Origin of the sequence: Arthrobacter alpinus (assembly GCF_001294625.1) — a bacterium.
Lineage (GTDB): Bacteria > Actinomycetota > Actinomycetes > Actinomycetales > Micrococcaceae > Specibacter > Specibacter alpinus_A.
In genome coordinates this window covers 1657887-1675503 of sequence record NZ_CP012677.1, presented here as the reverse complement: position 1 = coordinate 1675503, position 17617 = coordinate 1657887, and the positions used below count along the sequence as shown (strand labels likewise).

Here is a 17617-nt window from a genome sequence, read left to right as displayed (position 1 = left end):
CGATGAACGGCTGAAGGCCGGGTTTGTATATGCGCTAAAGTAATAGGGTGCATACAAACCTTCTCCTTATCTAGCCGCATCCCATAAGATGCGGTGCGCCCCTTGCCATGTCGAGGGGCTTTTGTGTGTAAGGAACAAGAAGGCGCAAGAAGCCAATGATGATTGAAAAGGCAGGGTACGTGAGCGTGCAGTCCCAGACTGAAGAAAACAGCGAAGAGGGCGTCTACAGTTTCGCCGCCATGGAAGCGAAATGGCCGGCCATCTGGGACGAGCTAAAAGTCTTTACGCCCCTTGACGACGGCTCAAAAGAACGCCGCTACGTCTTGGACATGTTTCCGTACCCTTCGGGCGACCTGCACATGGGCCACGCCGAGGCATTTGCCATGGGGGATGTCGTCTCAAGATACTGGCGCCAGCTCGGCTATGACGTCCTACACCCGATCGGCTGGGACTCTTTTGGCCTGCCGGCCGAGAACGCCGCCATCAAGCGCAACGCGCACCCGAGTGAGTGGACGTACGCGAACATTGACACGCAGGCGGAGTCGTTCAAACGCTACGCCATCTCCGTGGACTGGTCGCGCCGCCTGCAAACCTCCGACCCGGAGTACTACCGGTGGACGCAGTGGCTGTTCAAGCGCTTTTATGAGCGCGGGCTGGCCTACCGCAAGAATTCCCCCGTCAACTGGTGCCCCAAGGACCAGACGGTGTTGGCCAACGAGCAGGTTGTCAACGGAGCTTGTGAGCGTTGCGGCACCATAGTTACCAAGAAATCACTGAACCAGTGGTACTTCAAGATCACCGACTACGCCGACCGCCTCCTCGATGACATGGACTCGCTGAAGGGCCACTGGCCCGACCGTGTCCTGGCCATGCAGAAGAACTGGATCGGCCGCTCGGAGGGTGCCCACGTCACGTTCGCCATTAAGGCTGCGGGGGAGGGGAAGCCTGCCCAGGATCTGACGGTCTTCACCACCCGCCCGGATACCCTCTACGGGGCCACGTTCTTTGTTGTCGCAGCCGACGCCCCGCTGGCCCTTGACCTCGTCACGGCAGAGTACGCAGAGGCCCTCAGCGAATACCGTGAGAACGTCAAGGCGCTCAGCGACATTGAACGCCAATCCACCGACCGCCCCAAGTCCGGCGTGTTCACCGGCCGCTTCGCGATCAACCCGCTGACCGGTGAAAAGCTGCCCGTCTGGGCCGCCGATTATGTGTTGGCCGACTATGGCACCGGCGCCATCATGGCCGTCCCGGCCCACGACCAGCGTGACCTTGACTTCGCCAAGGCCTTCAACTTGCCGGTGCGTGCCGTCCTGGACACGGGCATGCAGGACCCTGCTGAAACAGGTATCGCCACCACCGGCGACGGCACTCTGATCAACTCCGGCGAACTCAACGGCCTGTCTAAAACCGAGGGCATCCCCGCTGCCATTGAGGTCCTGGAAAAACTGGGTACCGGCGAAAAATACGTGAACTTCCGCCTGCGCGACTGGCTGCTCTCCCGCCAGCGCTTCTGGGGCACCCCCATCCCCATCATTCACTGCGCCGACTGCGGAGAGGTTCCGGTGCCCGATGACCAGCTGCCCGTACGCCTGCCGGAGAACTTGCGCGGTGAGGATCTGTCTCCGAAGGGCACCTCCCCGCTGGCGGCGGCAGCGGACTGGGTCAATGTTGCCTGCCCGAAGTGTGGAGGCGCCGCCAAGCGCGACACCGACACCATGGACACCTTCGTCGATTCTTCCTGGTACTTCCTGCGGTTCGTGTCCCCGGACTTCACAGAGGGCCCGTTTGACCCAGCCAAGGTCAACGACTGGATGCCTGTCGGCCAGTACGTCGGCGGCGTGGAGCACGCCATCTTGCACCTGCTGTACGCCCGCTTCTTCACCAAGGTCATCCACGACATGGGCATGCTGGAGGCCACCGAGCCTTTCAGTGCTCTGCTGAACCAGGGCCAGGTCCTCAACGGCGGCAAGGCCATGAGTAAGTCGCTGGGCAACGGTGTTGACCTGGGCGAGCAGTTGGACAAGTTCGGTGTCGACGCCGTCCGCCTGACCATGGTTTTTGCAGGTCCTCCCGAGGACGACGTCGACTGGGCGGATGTGTCGCCGTCGGGCTCGGCGAAGTTTCTGGGCCGCGCCTGGCGGTTGGCCCGCGACGTTTCCAGCGATGCTCGAACCGATGCGGCCGCTGGTGACGCAGCCTTGCGTTCACTGACACACCGCACCGTCCACGAGACCAAGACCCTGCTGGAAGGCCACAAGTTCAACGTGGTGGTCGCCAAACTCATGGAGCTCGTCAACGCCACCCGCAAGGTCATCGATTCAGGTGCCGGCGCGGGGGACCCGGCCGTGCGTGAGGCCGCGGAGGCGGTTGCGATCGTACTGAGCCTCTTTGCCCCGTACACAGCTGAGGACATGTGGGAGACCCTGGGGCATCCGGCGTCGGTTGCCAACGCAGGGTTCCCAGACGTGGACGAGGCCTTGCTGGTCCAGCAAAGCATCACGGCCATCGTCCAGATCCAGGGCAAGGTCAGGCACCGTTTGGACGTCTCGCCGAACATCACCGCGGAACAATTGCGTGAGCTGGCGTTGGCGTCGGAGGATGTGCAGAAGGCCCTTGCCGGCCGCGACATCCGCACGGTGATCGTTCGTGCGCCTAAGCTGGTCAATATCGTTCCGGTGTAGGCCCCGTTTTTTGCACGATCCGACGAGTGCCTTCCTGGTCCATGGGGCCGGGAAGGCACTTTTTTCAGAGAGGACGGTGAGCTGTGCCAGCAGATGCGGCGTCTGCGCGTGACTGGTTGCGCCACCAAGTCCACAAGTTGCGTCCCAAGACCACAACACCGGAAGCCGTGGAGCCTGCCAGGCCCAGGATCGCCGTCGTGACCGATTCTGCTGCAGCACTGCCCGCGGACTGGGTTGCTGCGCACGGTGAAAGCGGGCTGTTGGCAATAGTGCCCATGCCGGTCATCATTGGCGAGAACGTTTTTTCCGACGACGACGCCGAGCTCGAGACCCACATTTCCCTCGCCCTGGCAGCCGGGACACCCGTGCGCACCTCCCGGCCCTCCCCGGGACAGTTCGACAAGGCGTACCGGGCCGCGGCTGAGGCCGGTTTCGATGCAGTGGTCTCCATCCACATCTCCAAGAAGCTCTCCGGAACGTTGGACGCGGCACAACTGGCTGCCGGGAGGGCTGGTATTCCTGTGCGTGTGCTTGACTCGGGCACCGTGGGTATGGCGCAGGGCGTGGCTGTGCAGGCGGCCGTTGTGGCAGCTACGCAAGGCAGCGGTGCGGAGGCCGTGGCCGCTGTTGCGGGAGCCGCGGCGTTGAGGACCTCCGTGTATTTTTACGTTCCCAGCCTCGAACAGTTGCGCAGGGGCGGACGTATCAGCTTGGCCTCATCGTGGGTCGGCACCGTGCTGGACATCAAACCACTGCTTGGCATCAGGGACGGGGCCGTGGTTCCTCTGGAGAAGGTGCGTTCCGCTGCCAAGGCGATTGCCCGGTTGGAAACACTGGCTGCTGCCGAGATTGCGAGGCGTGAGCCAGGACGGGCACAGCTGAGTCTGCACCATTTTGGCAACGAGCACCAGGCGGGCATTCTCAATGAGTCCCTGCGCACCCGGTTTCCCGGACTCGCCGCAGCCGACATGACCCGCCTGCCGGCAGTTTTGGCCGCCCATGCGGGATTAGGTGTCTTGGTGGTTGTCGTCTCCGACGCCATTGTTCCTCCACAGCGCGAGCTGGGTTCCTAGCTGTCAACAATCGCCCGGATGTGGCCGGCCGCACCAGCTTTTGGCTGCTTATCGTAGTGGCATGGGTGGCGACGGTAAGGAATTTGCGTGGACTCCGGACCCGGGTGGGCCAGGAGGAAGGGGTGCAGCGGCGGCCAAAGGTCCGCGCTGGATCATTTCGCTACGGGCCCTGGTCCTGGTGTTGGCCATGGCAGGTGCTGTTGTTGCCGTTCTGTGGATGCAGCAGACGGCCATCTCTAGCGCCTCTGAGCAGTTGGCGTCGCAAGATCCTGCCAAGCTCGGCGTCCCGCCCGTAGGTGGCTTTCCATCGGACGGGATGGACACCACCCAGGGGACCGTTCCTGCGGCGACTGGCCCGCCAGCTCCTGCATCGGCACAGTCTGCATCGGCACAGTCTGGGCCCGGCGCCGGAGTTGTGGTGCATGTTGCCGGTGCCGTGAAACAGCCGGGGGTTTTCACCCTCCCGGCTGGAAGCCGAGTCGTGGCTGCCCTTGAGGCTGCTGGCGGGGCACTGCCCACGGCCCAGTTATCGGCACTGAACCTTGCCGCCCTGGTGCAGGACAGCAGCCGCATTCTGGTGCCCACCCAGGAACAGGTGAACGCCGGGTACGACGAAGCATCTGGAAGTGTAGCTGTGGATCCTGGAGCCACCGGTCCGGGCGGGCTCGTCAATCTCAACACGGCAACTGCTGCCCAACTTGATGTGCTGCCGGGTGTAGGACTAGTCTTGGCCGACCGGATCGTGTCTTGGCGCAAGGACCACGGGGCCTTCAAATCCGTGGACGAACTGGATGCGGTGCCCGGTATTGGAGCCAAGATGCTGGCCACCTTGCGCCCATTGGTCGTAGTTCAGTGACTCTCCGGGAGCCGCGGTGGCGCCGGTACGCCAGGGCTGCCGTGAACGGTTCCGGCCAGGTGGCGGACGCCGAACCTTCCGCACTGTCCCAACTTCCGGCGCGGGCAAAAACTGCTGCACTGTTCAAACTTGAACTACGGGCCAAACTTGCGGCACTGTCCCAGGAGGCACGCGCTCCAGCGGCGTCAGGAGTGCACCAAAGACCTGACCTGCGCCTCACTCCAACCGTCGTGGCGGTATGGGCCGGTGCAGCAATTTCGATAGGGTCGTCCTGGCCCGTTGCGGTTGGCGGCGCCGGCACATTTTTCGGCGTGGGAATCCTGTTGGGGGGCTACCTCTGGCGCCGCCGCCACGAGGGTGCAGAAACGGTACGAACCGGGGTGGCCGTGGCGGTCTTGGTGGCAGCAGTCTGCCTGGGCACAGTGTTGGTGGCCGTGGGTCTGCGCCACTATGACCGCGAACACTCCCCTCTGACTCAAGCAGTGGTCAGTGGGCAAACACTGGGCCTGGTCATGGAACTCTCGAGTACTCCACGGCCCCTGGCCAGGGGGAGGGGTCCGCAGCAGGTGTTCTTCGACGCCGTTGTCCTTCAGGCCACGGCGCACGGCCAACTACTTACGGGGCGGCTGGAGGTGCAAGTGATTGCCGGAGACCCGTGGGCGAAGCTGCGCGAAGGCGCCATTGTCTCCGCTGTCGGCGCGTCTTCCCGCTCCGGAACGCCGGGTAAGGTGGTGGCGGTGTTGCGCCCGGCAACCGCCCCGCTGCAGGTGCAAATGCCGGCTGGTTCGCCTGTTCGCCAGATGCGTGCCGCGTGGGTGAATGCATCGCAAGGGGCCTGGGCGTCTGTGGCGCCTGACACGGCAGCGTTGCTACCGGGCATGGTCATGGGCGATCGAAGCGCTGTCACGCCGGCCCTGTCCGAGTCCATGAAGACTGTGGGGCTGACTCATTTGACGGCCGTCAGCGGAGCCAACTGCACCCTGGTTCTGGCGTCCTTGATGCTGGGGTTGCGAACCTTACACCTGCCGAGGGCGCCGACAACTGCCGCGGCAATTGCCGGGCTGGCCGGGTTTGTGGCTGTGGTGGGCCTGGACCCGAGTGTTCTGCGTGCCGCCCTCATGGGTGGCATTGGCTGCCTTGCCGTCCTGGGCGGGAGGCCAAAACGGGTGGGGGCCCTGCTGTCGGTGAGCATTGTGGTGCTTCTGATCCTGGACCCCTGGCTGGCCATTGACTACGCCTTCATTCTGTCGGTTTTGGCGACATTGGGACTGCACCTGGTGGGTCGGCGCTGTGCGTTGTGGTTGGGCGTGTGGCTGCCATGGTGGCTGGCCCAGGCCCTTGCCATTCCCCTGGCCGCCCAACTGTTTTGCGCACCCGTCATTGTGTTGTTGGCGCCACGGTTGACCCTGTTCACGGTTCCAGCGAACATGGCGGCGGCACCGGTGGTGGCGTTGGTGACCACGGTTGGGACTTTCGGCATGGTCGCGGGTTTCTGGTGGCCTGCGCTGGCCCAGGTGTGTGCTGCCATCAGCGGCACCGGTGCTTGGTGGGTTGCGTCCGTGGCGCAGGGCATGTCGGCCCTGCCGGGCGCCAGCCTGCCGTGGCCAGCCGGTGCGCGGGGAGCCATTCTCATGGCCGTGGTGAATGCCGCAGTGTTGCTGGCCCTCCTCGGACTTCTTGAACGTCACAGGTTCGTGCTCATTGCCAACCGTGTCAGGAGCCGTTTGCCGCCAGGGCTGAGGTTTTTGTTTGGCTTCCCTTGTCTGACTGTCGTGTCGGCGGTATGTGCAGGACTGTGGATGCTGGCAGTGACAGGGCCATGATGGGCTTGGGAATCGCCGGGCTTGGTGGCACAGTAGAACCCGTGAATACACCCCTGAGCACATCAGCCGTGAACGGAACGGCGCCGGTCGGTTCAACACTTCCCGGTTCAACACTTCCCGGTTCAGCACTGCCTGGATCAGCACTGCCCGGATCAACACCGTGAGCCCTGCAGCGAGGGCTGCGCCCCGTGCCGGCGGAACAGCCGATTGGCGGGATGTCCCGATTGCCCCGGTGGTGTTGCTCTTTGGCCCCGAGGAGTACATTGCCAGCCGTGCCTTGGACGGGCTGCGCAAGAAGCTGCGGGCCCACAACCCCGAGCTTGAACTGACCACCCTCGACGCCGGGCAATACACCTCGGGGAAGCTGGGCATGATTGCCAGCCCGTCCCTTTTTAGCGAGCCCAAACTCATCGAAGTCGCAGGGCTGTCCGCCATGAGTGATGACTTCCTCGTGGACGCGCTGGCCTACCTCAAAGATCCGGCACCGGATGTCACGCTCGTGTTGATCCACAGCGGGGGCGCCCGTGGAAAGAAGCTCGTGGACGCGCTCAAAGCAGCCGGCACCCCGCGCGTCGACTGTCTTGCACTGAAGAAGGACCAAGACAAGGCCGCGTTTGTCAGCTCGGAATTCCAATTGGTTAGACGGCGGATTGACGCCCCGGCGGTGCGTGCCCTGGTGGCGGCGCTCGGGGCAAGTCTTGCCGAACTGGCGGCCGCTTGTCAGCAGTTGATTGCAGACACCACCGGCACGGTGGACACCGCCGCCGTCGATAAGTACTACGGGGGCAGGGTGGAGGCAACGGCGTTTCGGGTTGCCGATGCGGCCCTGGCTGGCAATGGGCCGGTAGCGCTATCTACCTTGCGCCACGCCCTGGCAACCGGGGTGGACCCGGTGCCGCTTGTGGCAGCCTTGGCCATGAAGATCCGCCAAGTGGCGAAGGTGCATTCGGCGCGGGGGAGCTCGGCGCAGCTGGCAGGCGAACTGGGCATGGCCCCGTGGCAGGTTGATGCTGCCCGCCGCGACGCCGGACATTGGAGCGGCGACGGTTTGATCGCTGCCATCAAGGTCCTTGCCGAGGCCGACGCCCAGGTCAAGGGGGCCGCGAAGGACCCTGTGTACGCCGTCGAACGTGCAGTCATCACCATCGCCACCTCGGCCAGGCGTTAACCCTTAGGCCAGCCGCACGGGCACAAACACTCAGCGTGCAAAAAGACGGGGCGCAAAAAGACGTAAGGCCCCCGCCAAGTGGCGGGGGCCTTACGTTGTGAGTTGCGAAGCAGATCGGCTTCCCTAGAGGGCGTTAACCTTCTTGGAGATGGCCGACTTGCGGTTGGCAGCATTGTTGGCGTGGATAACGCCCTTGCTGACAGCCTTATCCAGCTTGCGAGTTGCATTCACCAGGGCAACCACAGCTGCATCCTTGTCTGCCTTCTCAACGGCCGTGTTTACTGCACGGATCGCCGTCTTGACGCCAGAGCGCACCGAGAGGTTGCGCTGACGCGCCTTCTCGTTGGTGAGGATGCGCTTCTTCTGAGACTTGATATTTGCCACGTTGTATAACTCTCTTTTGATACGAAAATACGGTCGTAGAGGGCGTAGCTTGGCCAGAACAGCGGCGTGGGGATGCTCGAAATATGGTGAACGTCGGGCCAAGCTGTTGTACCCGCCGACCTGCACGGGCACACACTATAGAAAAGTTTATCAGACGCCAGGCCCGTTGCGGCCTGCGCTTACTTCCAGCCGTGTCGCTGGCGCAGGACGTTGGCCACGGCGCCGAAGCGCCGGGCATCAAGGACAGCACCCTCGCGGCGCAGATCGGCTGGCGCCACCTGCAGGATCCGATCCAGCTTCACCTCACTGGGACGGCCCTGGCGGTCCCAAGCGCCCGGCCCAATGTCGATGTAGTCGAAGTCGGAGCGCCGGTCGCTGCTGTGGTCCTTGCTGGTGAGCATGAGGGCCAGCAGCCACTTCCCCTCACGGCCCACCAGTAGGACGGGCCTGTCCTTGCCCTGGCTGTAATCTTCCTCATACGGCACCCAGGTCCACACGATTTCCCCAGGGTCCGGAGCGCCGTCGGGCTTGGGGCCATACACCACCTTGGAGGTGCCGTGGAAGTCGCCGGGATACTTTGCCCGCAGGGCCGTGCCTGCCCCGGACGACGCCGGTCGTCCGGCCGCGCGTGCCGCCTGCCGTGCGCCGGGCTGCTGGCGTGGGGGCGACTTGCTGGCGGAGAAGAACGAGTCGGCAAGGCCTCGCAGGAGGCCAAGAATTCGATCAGTGGTGGATGCCATGGCACCAATATTACTGAATGGTGCAGATCATGCGTCGGGGGGCTCCCGCGGGGGAGCGTAACAGGGCGGTGCGGTGGCCGGCCCTCCTGTTCTGTGCCGGGCCCCTAAACGTGGGAGACTTGAGGCAACTAGTGCCCGTCCGTTCCGTTGGCGGTCACACCCCTGCACGGTGATGGCCATTGCGCCGTTGTCCCTGCGTCCATGTAACAGTAAGGAACCCTAGTGTCACCCATGGCCCGCACTGCACCGGTGCCCGCCGCCACCGATCCGGCGATCATCAGGAACTTCTGCATCATCGCTCATATTGACCATGGGAAATCAACCCTGGCGGACCGGATGCTCCAGCTCACTGGAGTTGTCAAGCAGCGTGACATGAAAGCCCAGTACCTGGACCGGATGGATATTGAGCGTGAACGCGGTATCACCATCAAGTCCCAGGCTGTACGCATCCCGTGGGAAGTCGACGGCACCTCCTACTGCCTGAATATGATCGACACTCCCGGCCACGTTGACTTCACCTACGAGGTCTCCCGGTCGTTGGCTGCCTGTGAAGGGGCCATTTTGCTCGTTGACGCCGCCCAGGGCATTGAAGCCCAGACGCTGGCCAACCTCTACCTGGCCATGGAGAACAACCTCACCATCATCCCGGTGTTGAACAAGATCGACCTGCCGGCCGCGCAGCCTGAGAAGTACGCGCTTGAGCTGGCCAACCTGATTGGTGGCAAGCCCGAGGACGTCCTGCGCGTCTCCGGCAAGACCGGCATGGGAGTGGAGGAGCTGCTGGATTTGATCGTCCGCGAGCTGCCGGCCCCCGTGGGCGATCCCAACGCCCCTGCCCGGGCCATGATTTTTGACTCGGTTTATGACACCTACCGCGGCGTTGTCACATACGTCCGTGTCATTGACGGCAGCCTGAGCCCGCGCGAAAAAATCCAGATGATGTCAACCAGGGCCACCCATGAACTGTTGGAAATTGGCGTCAGCTCTCCCGAGCCGACCCCTTCCAAGGGACTCGGTGTGGGCGAGGTTGGTTACTTGATCACCGGTGTGAAGGATGTACGCCTGTCCAAGGTCGGAGACACGGTTACCACCTTCCACAAACCGGCCACCGAGTCGCTGGCCGGATATCAGGACGCCAAGCCTATGGTGTTCTCCGGCCTGTACCCGATGGACGGCACAGACTACCCCGTGCTCCGTGACGCGCTGGAAAAGCTCATGCTCAACGACGCCGCGCTCGTTTACGAACCGGAGACTTCCGCAGCCCTGGGCTTCGGCTTCCGGGTTGGCTTCCTGGGCCTGCTGCACCTGGAGATCACCCGTGAGCGGTTGGAGCGCGAGCACAACCTGGATTTGATCTCCACAGCCCCCAACGTGGAGTATGAGGTGACCCTTGAGGACAAGCGGGTCATCCATGTCACCAACCCCAGCGAATACCCCTCCGGGAAAATTGCCGAGGTGCGCGAACCAATGGTCGCTGCCACGATCTTGGCGCCGACCGAATTTGTTGGGGCCATCATGGAGCTGTGCCAGACCCGACGAGGCATCCTCGGTGGCATGGATTACCTCTCCGAGGACCGGGTGGAAATCCGCTACCGCCTGCCCCTGGCCGAGATCGTCTTTGACTTCTTTGACATTCTCAAGTCCAAGACCCGTGGTTACGGCTCACTGGACTGGAAGGCCGACGGCGACCAAGTCGCCGACCTGGTCAAGGTCGACATCTTGCTGCAGGGCGAACAAGTTGACGCGTTCAGTGCCATCACCCACCGGGAGAAGGCCTACGCCTACGGGGTCATGATGACCGGTAAGCTGCGCGAGCTCATCCCGCGTCAGCAGTTCGAGGTGCCCATCCAGGCAGCCATCGGCGCCCGGATCATCGCCCGTGAGAGTATCCGGGCCATCCGCAAGGACGTTCTGGCTAAGTGCTACGGTGGCGACATCTCCCGCAAGCGCAAGCTGCTGGAAAAGCAGAAGGAAGGCAAGAAGCGCATGAAGATGGTGGGCCGCGTCGAGGTTCCCCAGGAAGCATTCATCGCCGCACTGACCACCGCCGAAGCCCCCAAGGACAAGTCGAAAAAGTGACACCCAGCGCCCTCCCCCTCGGCGATCCGGCCCCGGCCGACGGCATCTTGCCCGCGCAGGCTGCCGCCGGTGCACAGGAGCGAAAGTTCAGCCTGTACACGCACATCCCGTTCTGTGCCGTGCGCTGCGGCTACTGCGACTTCAACACCTACACGGCCACGGAGCTCGGCGGCGGGGCGTCGCAGGACGCCTACGCGGCCACAGCCGTGCGAGAGGTGGAGTTCGCCGCCCGCGCCATGGCGGCGTCGGGCTTGCCGGAGCGCAAGCTCAGCACCGTCTTCTTCGGCGGCGGTACTCCCACCCTCCTGCCCGCTGGCGACCTCTCCCGGATTCTGGGTGCCGCCGTCGAACGGTGGGGTTTGGAAGATGGCGCCGAGGTCACCACCGAGGCGAACCCGGACTCCGTCACCCTTGAGTCCCTGCAGGAACTGTTTGACGGCGGCTTCACCCGTGTGTCTTTCGGCATGCAGTCTGCTGTGCCGCACGTTTTGAAGGTCCTTGACCGGACCCACAACCCCGAGCGTGTGCCACAGGCAGTTGCTTGGGCGCGTGAGGCTGGCCTGAAGGTGAGCGTCGACTTGATCTACGGCACGCCGGGGGAGTCGCTGGCTGACTGGGAAACGTCCGTGCGGACCGCGCTGAGCTATGAACCCGACCATATCTCGGCGTATTCACTGATCGTGGAGGAGGGCACCAAGCTGGCCGCCCAGATCCGCCGCGGGCAGGTGCCGAACATTGACGACGACGACCACGCCGTGAAGTACGAACTCGCCGACGCACTCTTGTGCGCCGGCGGCTTGCGGTGGTATGAGGTGAGCAACTGGTCCCGCACACCGGCCGACGCCTGCCAGCACAACTTGGCTTACTGGCGTGGGGACGACTGGTGGGGGATCGGGCCCGGCGCCCACTCCCACGTGGGTGGTGTGCGCTGGTGGAACGTCAAACACCCCACCGCCTACGCCAACCGGTTGGACAAGGGCGAGTCACCTGCCGCCGGCCGGGAAACCCTCGACGCAGACACCCGCGAAATGGAACGGATCATGCTCACGTCCCGGCTATCTGAGGGCCTTGCGACCGATACGCTCAGCCCCACCGCCCGCAAGGCCGTGGCCGGCCTGATCGCCCAGGAACTCGTGGACCCGCGCAAGGCCTTCGCCGGCACCCTGGTGCTGACGCTGAAGGGCCGCCTTCTCGGCGACGCCGTGACAAGGGCACTGCTGGACTGATATTCCGGTGGTCCAGCAGGTAGGGCCTATTTGATCGGGCGCAGGTTCCAGGCGTAACGGTACGGCTGGTTTTTGTTCACGCGCAAGGCCGCAACGACTGACCAGACGGTCAGGAATACCCAGACCAGCAGTGCCAGGAGCGAGAACGGTGTGCCCGCTCCTGGGCGGATGGCGGAGAGGATGATGCCCACGATGTTCAGCACTACCGCCACGATGGTGGGCGGCAAGGTGAAGTTGAGCGCCTCACGGGATTCCTGGGCGGTGAAGGGGCCGCGGTCTTTGAAGACTTTGTAGATCACAGCTGACGGGACGCAGCCAAGAATGCCGCCGCAGTGGGCTAGAAATGCCCATTGCTTGTCTTCCGCAGGGGTAAGCGGGGGCTTTGCCGGATTGGTGTTTGGAATCCCGGGAATGCTCACGGTGACTTGCCTCTCAAAAACGTTTTGCATTGCGCAGGCGTCGTGCCTGCAACACTTACAAGGATACTGGCGCCGTGAGGAAGTCGATGACTTCCTCCACCCGCCCCAGCAAGGACGGTTCCAGGTCGGCGTAGGAATTCACCCGGGACAGCAGGCGTTGCCAGCCGATTCCAACGTCCTCGGCGCCTTGGTGTGGCCAGCCAAAAGCCGCCAAGATGCCCAGTTTCCAATCAATGTTGCGTGGGATGACAGGCCAAGCGGGTATGCCCAGCGTTGTTGGCTTGATCGCCTGCCACACATCCACATAGGGGTGGCCCACCACCAGGACGTTGTTTCTGGCCGCCGGGGATTTCATGAGATCCGCCACAATTCTGGACTCCTTGGAGTTTGGCACCAAGTGGTCAACCAAGACGCCCAGACGGCGGTTGGGGCCCGGCGCAAAATCTTTCACGGCCGCCGTGAGGTCGTCAATGCCCCGCAAGGGTTCGACGACGATGCCCTCCACCCTCAGGTCATCTCCCCAAACCTTCTCCACAAGTTCAGCGTCGTGCTTCCCTTCCACCCAGATGCGGCTGGCCTTGGCCACCTGGGCTTTGAGGCCATGAACCTTCAGTGATCCCGACGCGGTACGGGTCATTGCCGGTGCAGCAGCGGCCGTGGCGGGGGCCACCATTTCCACGGGTTCTCCGTCAATTAGGAAACCAAATCCGAGGGGAAAGGCGCGGATCTTTTCTCGACGGTCGGCGAGCTCCATAATATGCATGCCACCGGATTTTTCAAGCCTGACCACGGCGCCGACCCAGCCTGACTGGACATCCTCCACCACCAGTCCGCGGGTCGCAGGGACCTGGGGCAGGAGGCGTTCTTTGGGTGCGGTTAGGTCTTGTGGACCCCAATTGTTTAACTGCACTTTAGCTTTTAGCCCTTACTTGCTGGAGGTACACGGGTACGCCTGTGGCTGAATATTCAATGCTAACAAGCAAAATGGCGGCAGAGACTTTGCGCCGTGCCGGAATGTGCCAGCCAGTAAGTATTAGACTTGGCACTTGAATGGGTAGAGTGCTAACGCATCGGCAAAAGTGCCACCCAAATATCAAAGGGCCGCGAGGAGGTGCCAGCCATGAGCGAACCACGGAAACTTGAAGTTCTGCGCGCCATTGTTGAGGACTACGTCCATTCGCGTGAACCAGTCGGCTCCAAGGCCCTCGTTGAACGTCACCACCTCGGTGTCTCTAGTGCCACCATCCGCAACGACATGGCCGCCTTGGAAGAAGAAGGGCTGATCACGGCCCCGCACACTAGTTCCGGACGGATTCCCACGGACAAGGGCTACCGGCTCTTCGTGGACCAAATTTCCTCCGTCAAGCCACTCTCGGCTGCTGAGCGGCGTGCCATTGCAGTCCTGCTTGACGGTTCCACTGATCTTGATGACGTGCTTGAGCGCACTGTGCGTACTTTGGCCCAGCTGACCAACCAGGTCGCTTTGGTGCAGTACCCCAGGTCGGCGAAAACAACTGTCCGGCACCTGGAATTTGTCTCTCTCGGGCCACGCCAGGTGTTGCTAGTATTGATTCTGGCCTCGGGCAAGGTTGAGCAGTGTGTCATTGACGTTGGCACCGCCAGCGACGACGTAACTTTGAGCCGATTGCGCCAGGTCTTCCTCACTGCGGTGGCAGGCATTCCGGTGGGCAATTTACCAGCGGCCCTGGCACAGATTCCGGGCACGTTTCCGGTCAAAGACCAAGACATCGCCCGCAAGTTGGCCCACGGCCTGGGCCAGCTTGCCCTGGCGGCGCGTGAAGATAGAATTGTGCTCGCTGGCACGGCGAACTTGGCTCGCTCCAACGTTGATTTTCCCTTGAGCATAGGCCCGGTGCTGGATGCCTTGGAGGAACAAGTGGTGCTCCTGCGCCTGTTGGAGCAGATGGCGCAGGATTCGATGGGTATGGCCGTAAGCATCGGTCGTGAGAACCCGCACGACTCCCTGGCCGAGGCGTCAGTGGTGGCCACCAATTATGGTGTCGGTGAAAGCGGCAAACTTGGAGTGGTGGGCCCCACCCGCATGGACTATCCGAACACGATGTCAAGTGTCAGGGCAGTTGCCCGATACCTGTCGAGAATTTTGGCCGGTTAAACGGCTTTGACGAAGAACAACCTTGTACACGTTCCACTGGAGAGAGCAAGACTTTGAGCAACCACTATGACGCCCTCGGTGTCTCCCGCGACGCCACGGCCGAAGAGATCAAGAAGGCCTACCGCAAGCTGGCCCGTAAGCTGCACCCGGACGTCAACGACGCCGCTGATTCCCAGGATCGTTTCAAGGCGGTGACGCACGCCTACGAGGTGCTCTCGGATCCCAGCAAGCGCCGCGTCTATGACACCACTGGCAACGAAAACGGCAACAGCAACGGTGGCGGCGGCAATTACGACGGCCAGGGGTTCGCGTTCCAGGACATCTTTGAAACGTTCTTCGGCGGAGCCGGCGGCGGGCAGGGCAACGGCCCTGCCTCGCGCACGCGCCGAGGACAGGATGCCCTGATCACCGTCAGGATCGAGCTGAACGAGGCGGTGTTCGGCGTGAACAAGAAGCTGGAAATCGACACGGCTGTCACCTGCCCCACCTGTGAAGGCACCTGCTGCCGCCCCGGCACCTCGCCGGTCACCTGCGACGTCTGTCATGGGCATGGGCAAATCCAGCGCCCCATGCGCTCGATTCTGGGCAACGTCATGACCCTTGCCACCTGCAACTCCTGCCAGGGTTTTGGCACCCGGATTGAAGACCCCTGCAACGAGTGCATGGGCGAGGGTAGGGTTCGCAGCCGCCGCACCCTCACCATCAAGGTTCCGGCCGGTGTGGGAACGGGCACGCGCATCCAACTGGCCGGCCAGGGTGAGGCCGGCCCGGCAGGCGGTCCCGCAGGTGACCTGTACGTGGAGATGAAGGTCAACAACGACCCGGCCTTCCTGCGTGAGGGCGACGATCTGCACGCCACCTTGAGCGTGCCCATGACGGCGGCTGCTTTGGGCACCGAACTGACCCTTGAGACCTTCGACGGCGAGCAGCCCATCACTATCAAGCCCGGCACCCAGGCCGGGGAAATCATCACCTTGCGCAACCTCGGTGTCACGCATCTGCGCGGCTACGGTCGCGGGGACCTGAAGGTGCACATCCACGTGGAGACACCTACCAAGCCAGATGCAGCCCAAGAGGAACTACTCAAGCAGCTGGCAGCATTGCGCGGGGAAACGTTCACCGCGGGCAAGCTTGTCAGCAGTGGTGGCATGTTCGCCAAGTTACGCGACAAACTCGGCAACCTCTAAGCCCCATGAGCAATCCCGTCTTCTACGCCGAAGTAAAAGAGCTCGCGGACCTGTCCGCGGGGGCCTCGTTCAGCCTTGGCGGTGCCGAAGGACGCCATGCTGTCACCGTCAAAAGGCTGCTGCCCGGGGAACCTGTTGACCTGTGCGACGGCGCCGGCTTGCGGTTGGCCTGTACCGTCACCGGCTCCGAGGCCGGCGTTCTTACTGTCCGTGTCGAGCACGTCATGGCACCGGAGAATGAACGGTTTGAGCTTGTCCTGGTCCAGGCCCTCGCCAAGGGCGACAGGGATGAGTTGGCTGTCGAGACGGCCACCGAATTGGGTGTTGACGGGGTGGTTCCCTGGCAGGGCGAACGTTCTATTGTGCGGTGGAAGATGGACAAGGCGCTCAAGGGCCCGGTGAAGTGGCGCAATGTGGTTTCCATGGCTGCCAAACAGGCGCGCCGTGCACACGTTCCGTGGGTGGGCGAGTTAGTGGGCACCCAAGGCGTGGTCGAGTTGATCGGTTCGGCTCAGCTGGCCTTGATCCTGCACGAGGACGCCGTTGACACCCTGCCCGATGTGGTGCGCGGCTGGCGGGCGCAGGCACCTGATCGTGACCGCAGCAGGATCGTGATGATCGTGGGTCCTGAGGGCGGCATGAGCGCAGGCGAAGTTCAGGCTTTCCTCGCGGCTGGCGCACGCACAGCGCTGTTGGGAAAGCATGTCCTGAGGTCCTCAACGGCCGGTCCCGCCGCCGTCGTACTCCTCAGCCAGGAAATAGGCCGCTGGTAGCAGCTAGGGGCCGGTGACGGTCACTAGCTTCGTGTCGGGGTCAATCTGCTTTCCAGGTGAGCTGGGATCGCGAATGTAGACGGAGAGCAGATAGGTTCCTGGAATCGGGTTGGCCTCGAATCCGTAGCTTCCCAGGACGCCGGGCCCCGCCGGGACACTAACACCGCCGGAAAGATATACGCCCTCAGCCTGCCCGGCAGTGACGGGGGACAGCGACCACTGGAGTGCTCCGGTGGGGGAGGCCCCCTGCCCCGTGACTTTCAGGGGAGTACCGTTGGCCGCTGCGCCTTCGGCAGGATCGATGATCCACACGGGGGCCACAAAGCCCGAATCCCGGGTCAGCGGCTTGCTCAGCCGGACGTGGTCAAATGCGTTGTATCCGGTGTGCCCGTCTACTAGCACTGACACCTGGACGGCTGAGGAGGAATCGATGAGCCCGGCCATGGCGGCTGCCGCGGTGGCCGTGTAGACCAACTGCGCCACGGCCCGGTCGGCGATGCCCTGGTCAACTTTCTGGCCAAAAGCATCCGCCGAGACATCAACGGTGATGGCGTTCTTGGCAGAGATCGACGCACCCAGGCGGGACGGAGGATTCCACACGGAGAAGTAGTCGGGATCCGCGGGCTTTCTCGTCATCATGGCCCGCAGGGAGGCAACTATGGGGTCATCAAGCGTGACAGCGGGCATGAACTCACGGTAAAGATAGACGGCCTCATTGCTGTGACCAAGCCAGTACACCGGGATCGTAGCGCTGGTGGCGGCTGTCTCCAAGGGGGCACTGGTGACCAGGTTGCTTGCCGACACGTTCCCTGGGGCAGGCATGACGGCGTCGTGGCCACCTGATCCGCCCGAGCAGGCACCCAAAGATACGGTGGTAACAATGGCAGTTGCTACAACGCCCAGCCAGCGTCCACGCCGTCGAACCCTGGGAAAAAGGGAAGGGCCACTGCCTTGCAACAGGCGAGCGGGCACGTCGGCACTCTCTCGCGGGGTTCGGGGCAGTGCTGACATAGGAATAACAAGCTCAATTCGCCTTGAGAGTTCTGATGGCCGAGACACGGCCGCGAGGGC

15 protein-coding genes are annotated in these 17617 nt (G+C 63.0%); 10 read left to right on the top strand and 5 right to left on the bottom strand.

Annotation, left to right across the window (positions count from 1 at the left end):
- Positions 1–179: 179 nt before the first annotated feature.
- The 5 genes from leuS (at position 180) to holA (ending at position 7604) form a co-directional block, all read left to right on the top strand.
- Positions 180–2684, top strand: coding sequence for a leucine--tRNA ligase (leuS, locus tag AOC05_RS07415; RefSeq protein ID WP_420480379.1), 2505 nt, complete (start codon positions 180–182; stop codon positions 2682–2684).
- 197 nt (positions 2685–2881) lie between these two features.
- A complete protein-coding gene (locus AOC05_RS07410) occupies positions 2882–3757 on the top strand; it encodes a DegV family protein (RefSeq protein ID WP_231687196.1) in 876 nt (291 codons plus the stop codon).
- A gap of 61 nt (positions 3758–3818) precedes the next feature.
- Positions 3819–4613, top strand: coding sequence for a ComEA family DNA-binding protein (locus tag AOC05_RS07405; RefSeq protein ID WP_062006683.1), 795 nt, complete (start codon positions 3819–3821; stop codon positions 4611–4613).
- Positions 4610–6436, top strand: coding sequence for a ComEC/Rec2 family competence protein (locus tag AOC05_RS07400; protein ID WP_154605439.1), 1827 nt, complete (start codon positions 4610–4612; stop codon positions 6434–6436). The genes AOC05_RS07405 and AOC05_RS07400 overlap by 4 nt, the downstream gene beginning before the upstream one ends.
- Before the next feature lie 160 nt (positions 6437–6596).
- Positions 6597–7604, top strand: coding sequence for a DNA polymerase III subunit delta (gene holA / locus AOC05_RS07395; protein WP_062006681.1), 1008 nt, complete (start codon positions 6597–6599; stop codon positions 7602–7604).
- Between the two features lie 123 nt (positions 7605–7727).
- Here the strand turns inward: holA and rpsT are convergent, their stop codons facing one another.
- Positions 7728–7988, bottom strand: coding sequence for a 30S ribosomal protein S20 (gene rpsT, locus AOC05_RS07390; RefSeq protein WP_062006680.1), 261 nt, complete (start codon positions 7986–7988; stop codon positions 7728–7730).
- 179 nt (positions 7989–8167) lie between these two features.
- Positions 8168–8728 (bottom strand): type II toxin-antitoxin system PemK/MazF family toxin, encoded by a 561-nt coding sequence (locus AOC05_RS07385; RefSeq protein WP_082357827.1) that lies wholly within the window; start codon positions 8726–8728, stop codon positions 8168–8170.
- Between the two features lie 222 nt (positions 8729–8950).
- On the opposite strand from AOC05_RS07385, the gene lepA reads away from it, so the two are divergent.
- On the top strand, positions 8951–10807 hold the full coding sequence (lepA, locus tag AOC05_RS07380) for a translation elongation factor 4 (RefSeq protein WP_197277910.1): 1857 nt from the start codon (positions 8951–8953) through the stop codon (positions 10805–10807).
- On the top strand, positions 10804–12033 hold the full coding sequence (gene hemW, locus AOC05_RS07375) for a radical SAM family heme chaperone HemW (RefSeq protein ID WP_062006679.1): 1230 nt from the start codon (positions 10804–10806) through the stop codon (positions 12031–12033). Before lepA ends, hemW begins: the two co-directional genes overlap by 4 nt.
- 26 nt (positions 12034–12059) lie before the next feature.
- On the opposite strand, the gene AOC05_RS07370 is transcribed toward hemW, so the two are convergent.
- Together AOC05_RS07370 and AOC05_RS07365 are read right to left on the bottom strand one after the other, a co-directional pair.
- The gene (locus AOC05_RS07370; protein WP_231687195.1) at positions 12060–12452 is read right to left on the bottom strand and encodes a DUF4870 domain-containing protein; all 393 of its coding nucleotides are present in this window, start codon (positions 12450–12452) and stop codon (positions 12060–12062) included.
- 55 nt (positions 12453–12507) lie between these two features.
- The gene (locus AOC05_RS07365) at positions 12508–13362 is read right to left on the bottom strand and encodes a DUF3097 family protein (protein WP_062006677.1); all 855 of its coding nucleotides are present in this window, start codon (positions 13360–13362) and stop codon (positions 12508–12510) included.
- Between the two features lie 210 nt (positions 13363–13572).
- On the opposite strand from AOC05_RS07365, the gene hrcA reads away from it, so the two are divergent.
- From hrcA to AOC05_RS07350, 3 genes are read left to right on the top strand one after another with little or no spacing between them, the layout of a single operon-like run.
- Complete coding sequence (gene hrcA, locus AOC05_RS07360) at positions 13573–14586, top strand: heat-inducible transcriptional repressor HrcA (protein ID WP_062006676.1); 1014 nt, start codon at positions 13573–13575, stop codon at positions 14584–14586.
- A 53-nt stretch (positions 14587–14639) separates the two neighbouring features.
- A complete protein-coding gene (gene dnaJ / locus AOC05_RS07355; protein WP_062006675.1) occupies positions 14640–15773 on the top strand; it encodes a molecular chaperone DnaJ in 1134 nt (377 codons plus the stop codon).
- A gap of 5 nt (positions 15774–15778) precedes the next feature.
- A complete protein-coding gene (locus AOC05_RS07350) occupies positions 15779–16546 on the top strand; it encodes a 16S rRNA (uracil(1498)-N(3))-methyltransferase (protein ID WP_062006674.1) in 768 nt (255 codons plus the stop codon).
- Between the two features lie 3 nt (positions 16547–16549).
- Here AOC05_RS07350 and AOC05_RS07345 read toward each other — a convergent pair whose 3' ends face one another.
- Entirely contained in the window at positions 16550–17368 is an 819-nt protein-coding gene (locus tag AOC05_RS07345; RefSeq protein WP_154605432.1) for a GerMN domain-containing protein, read from the bottom strand.
- Positions 17369–17617 lie beyond the last annotated feature (249 nt).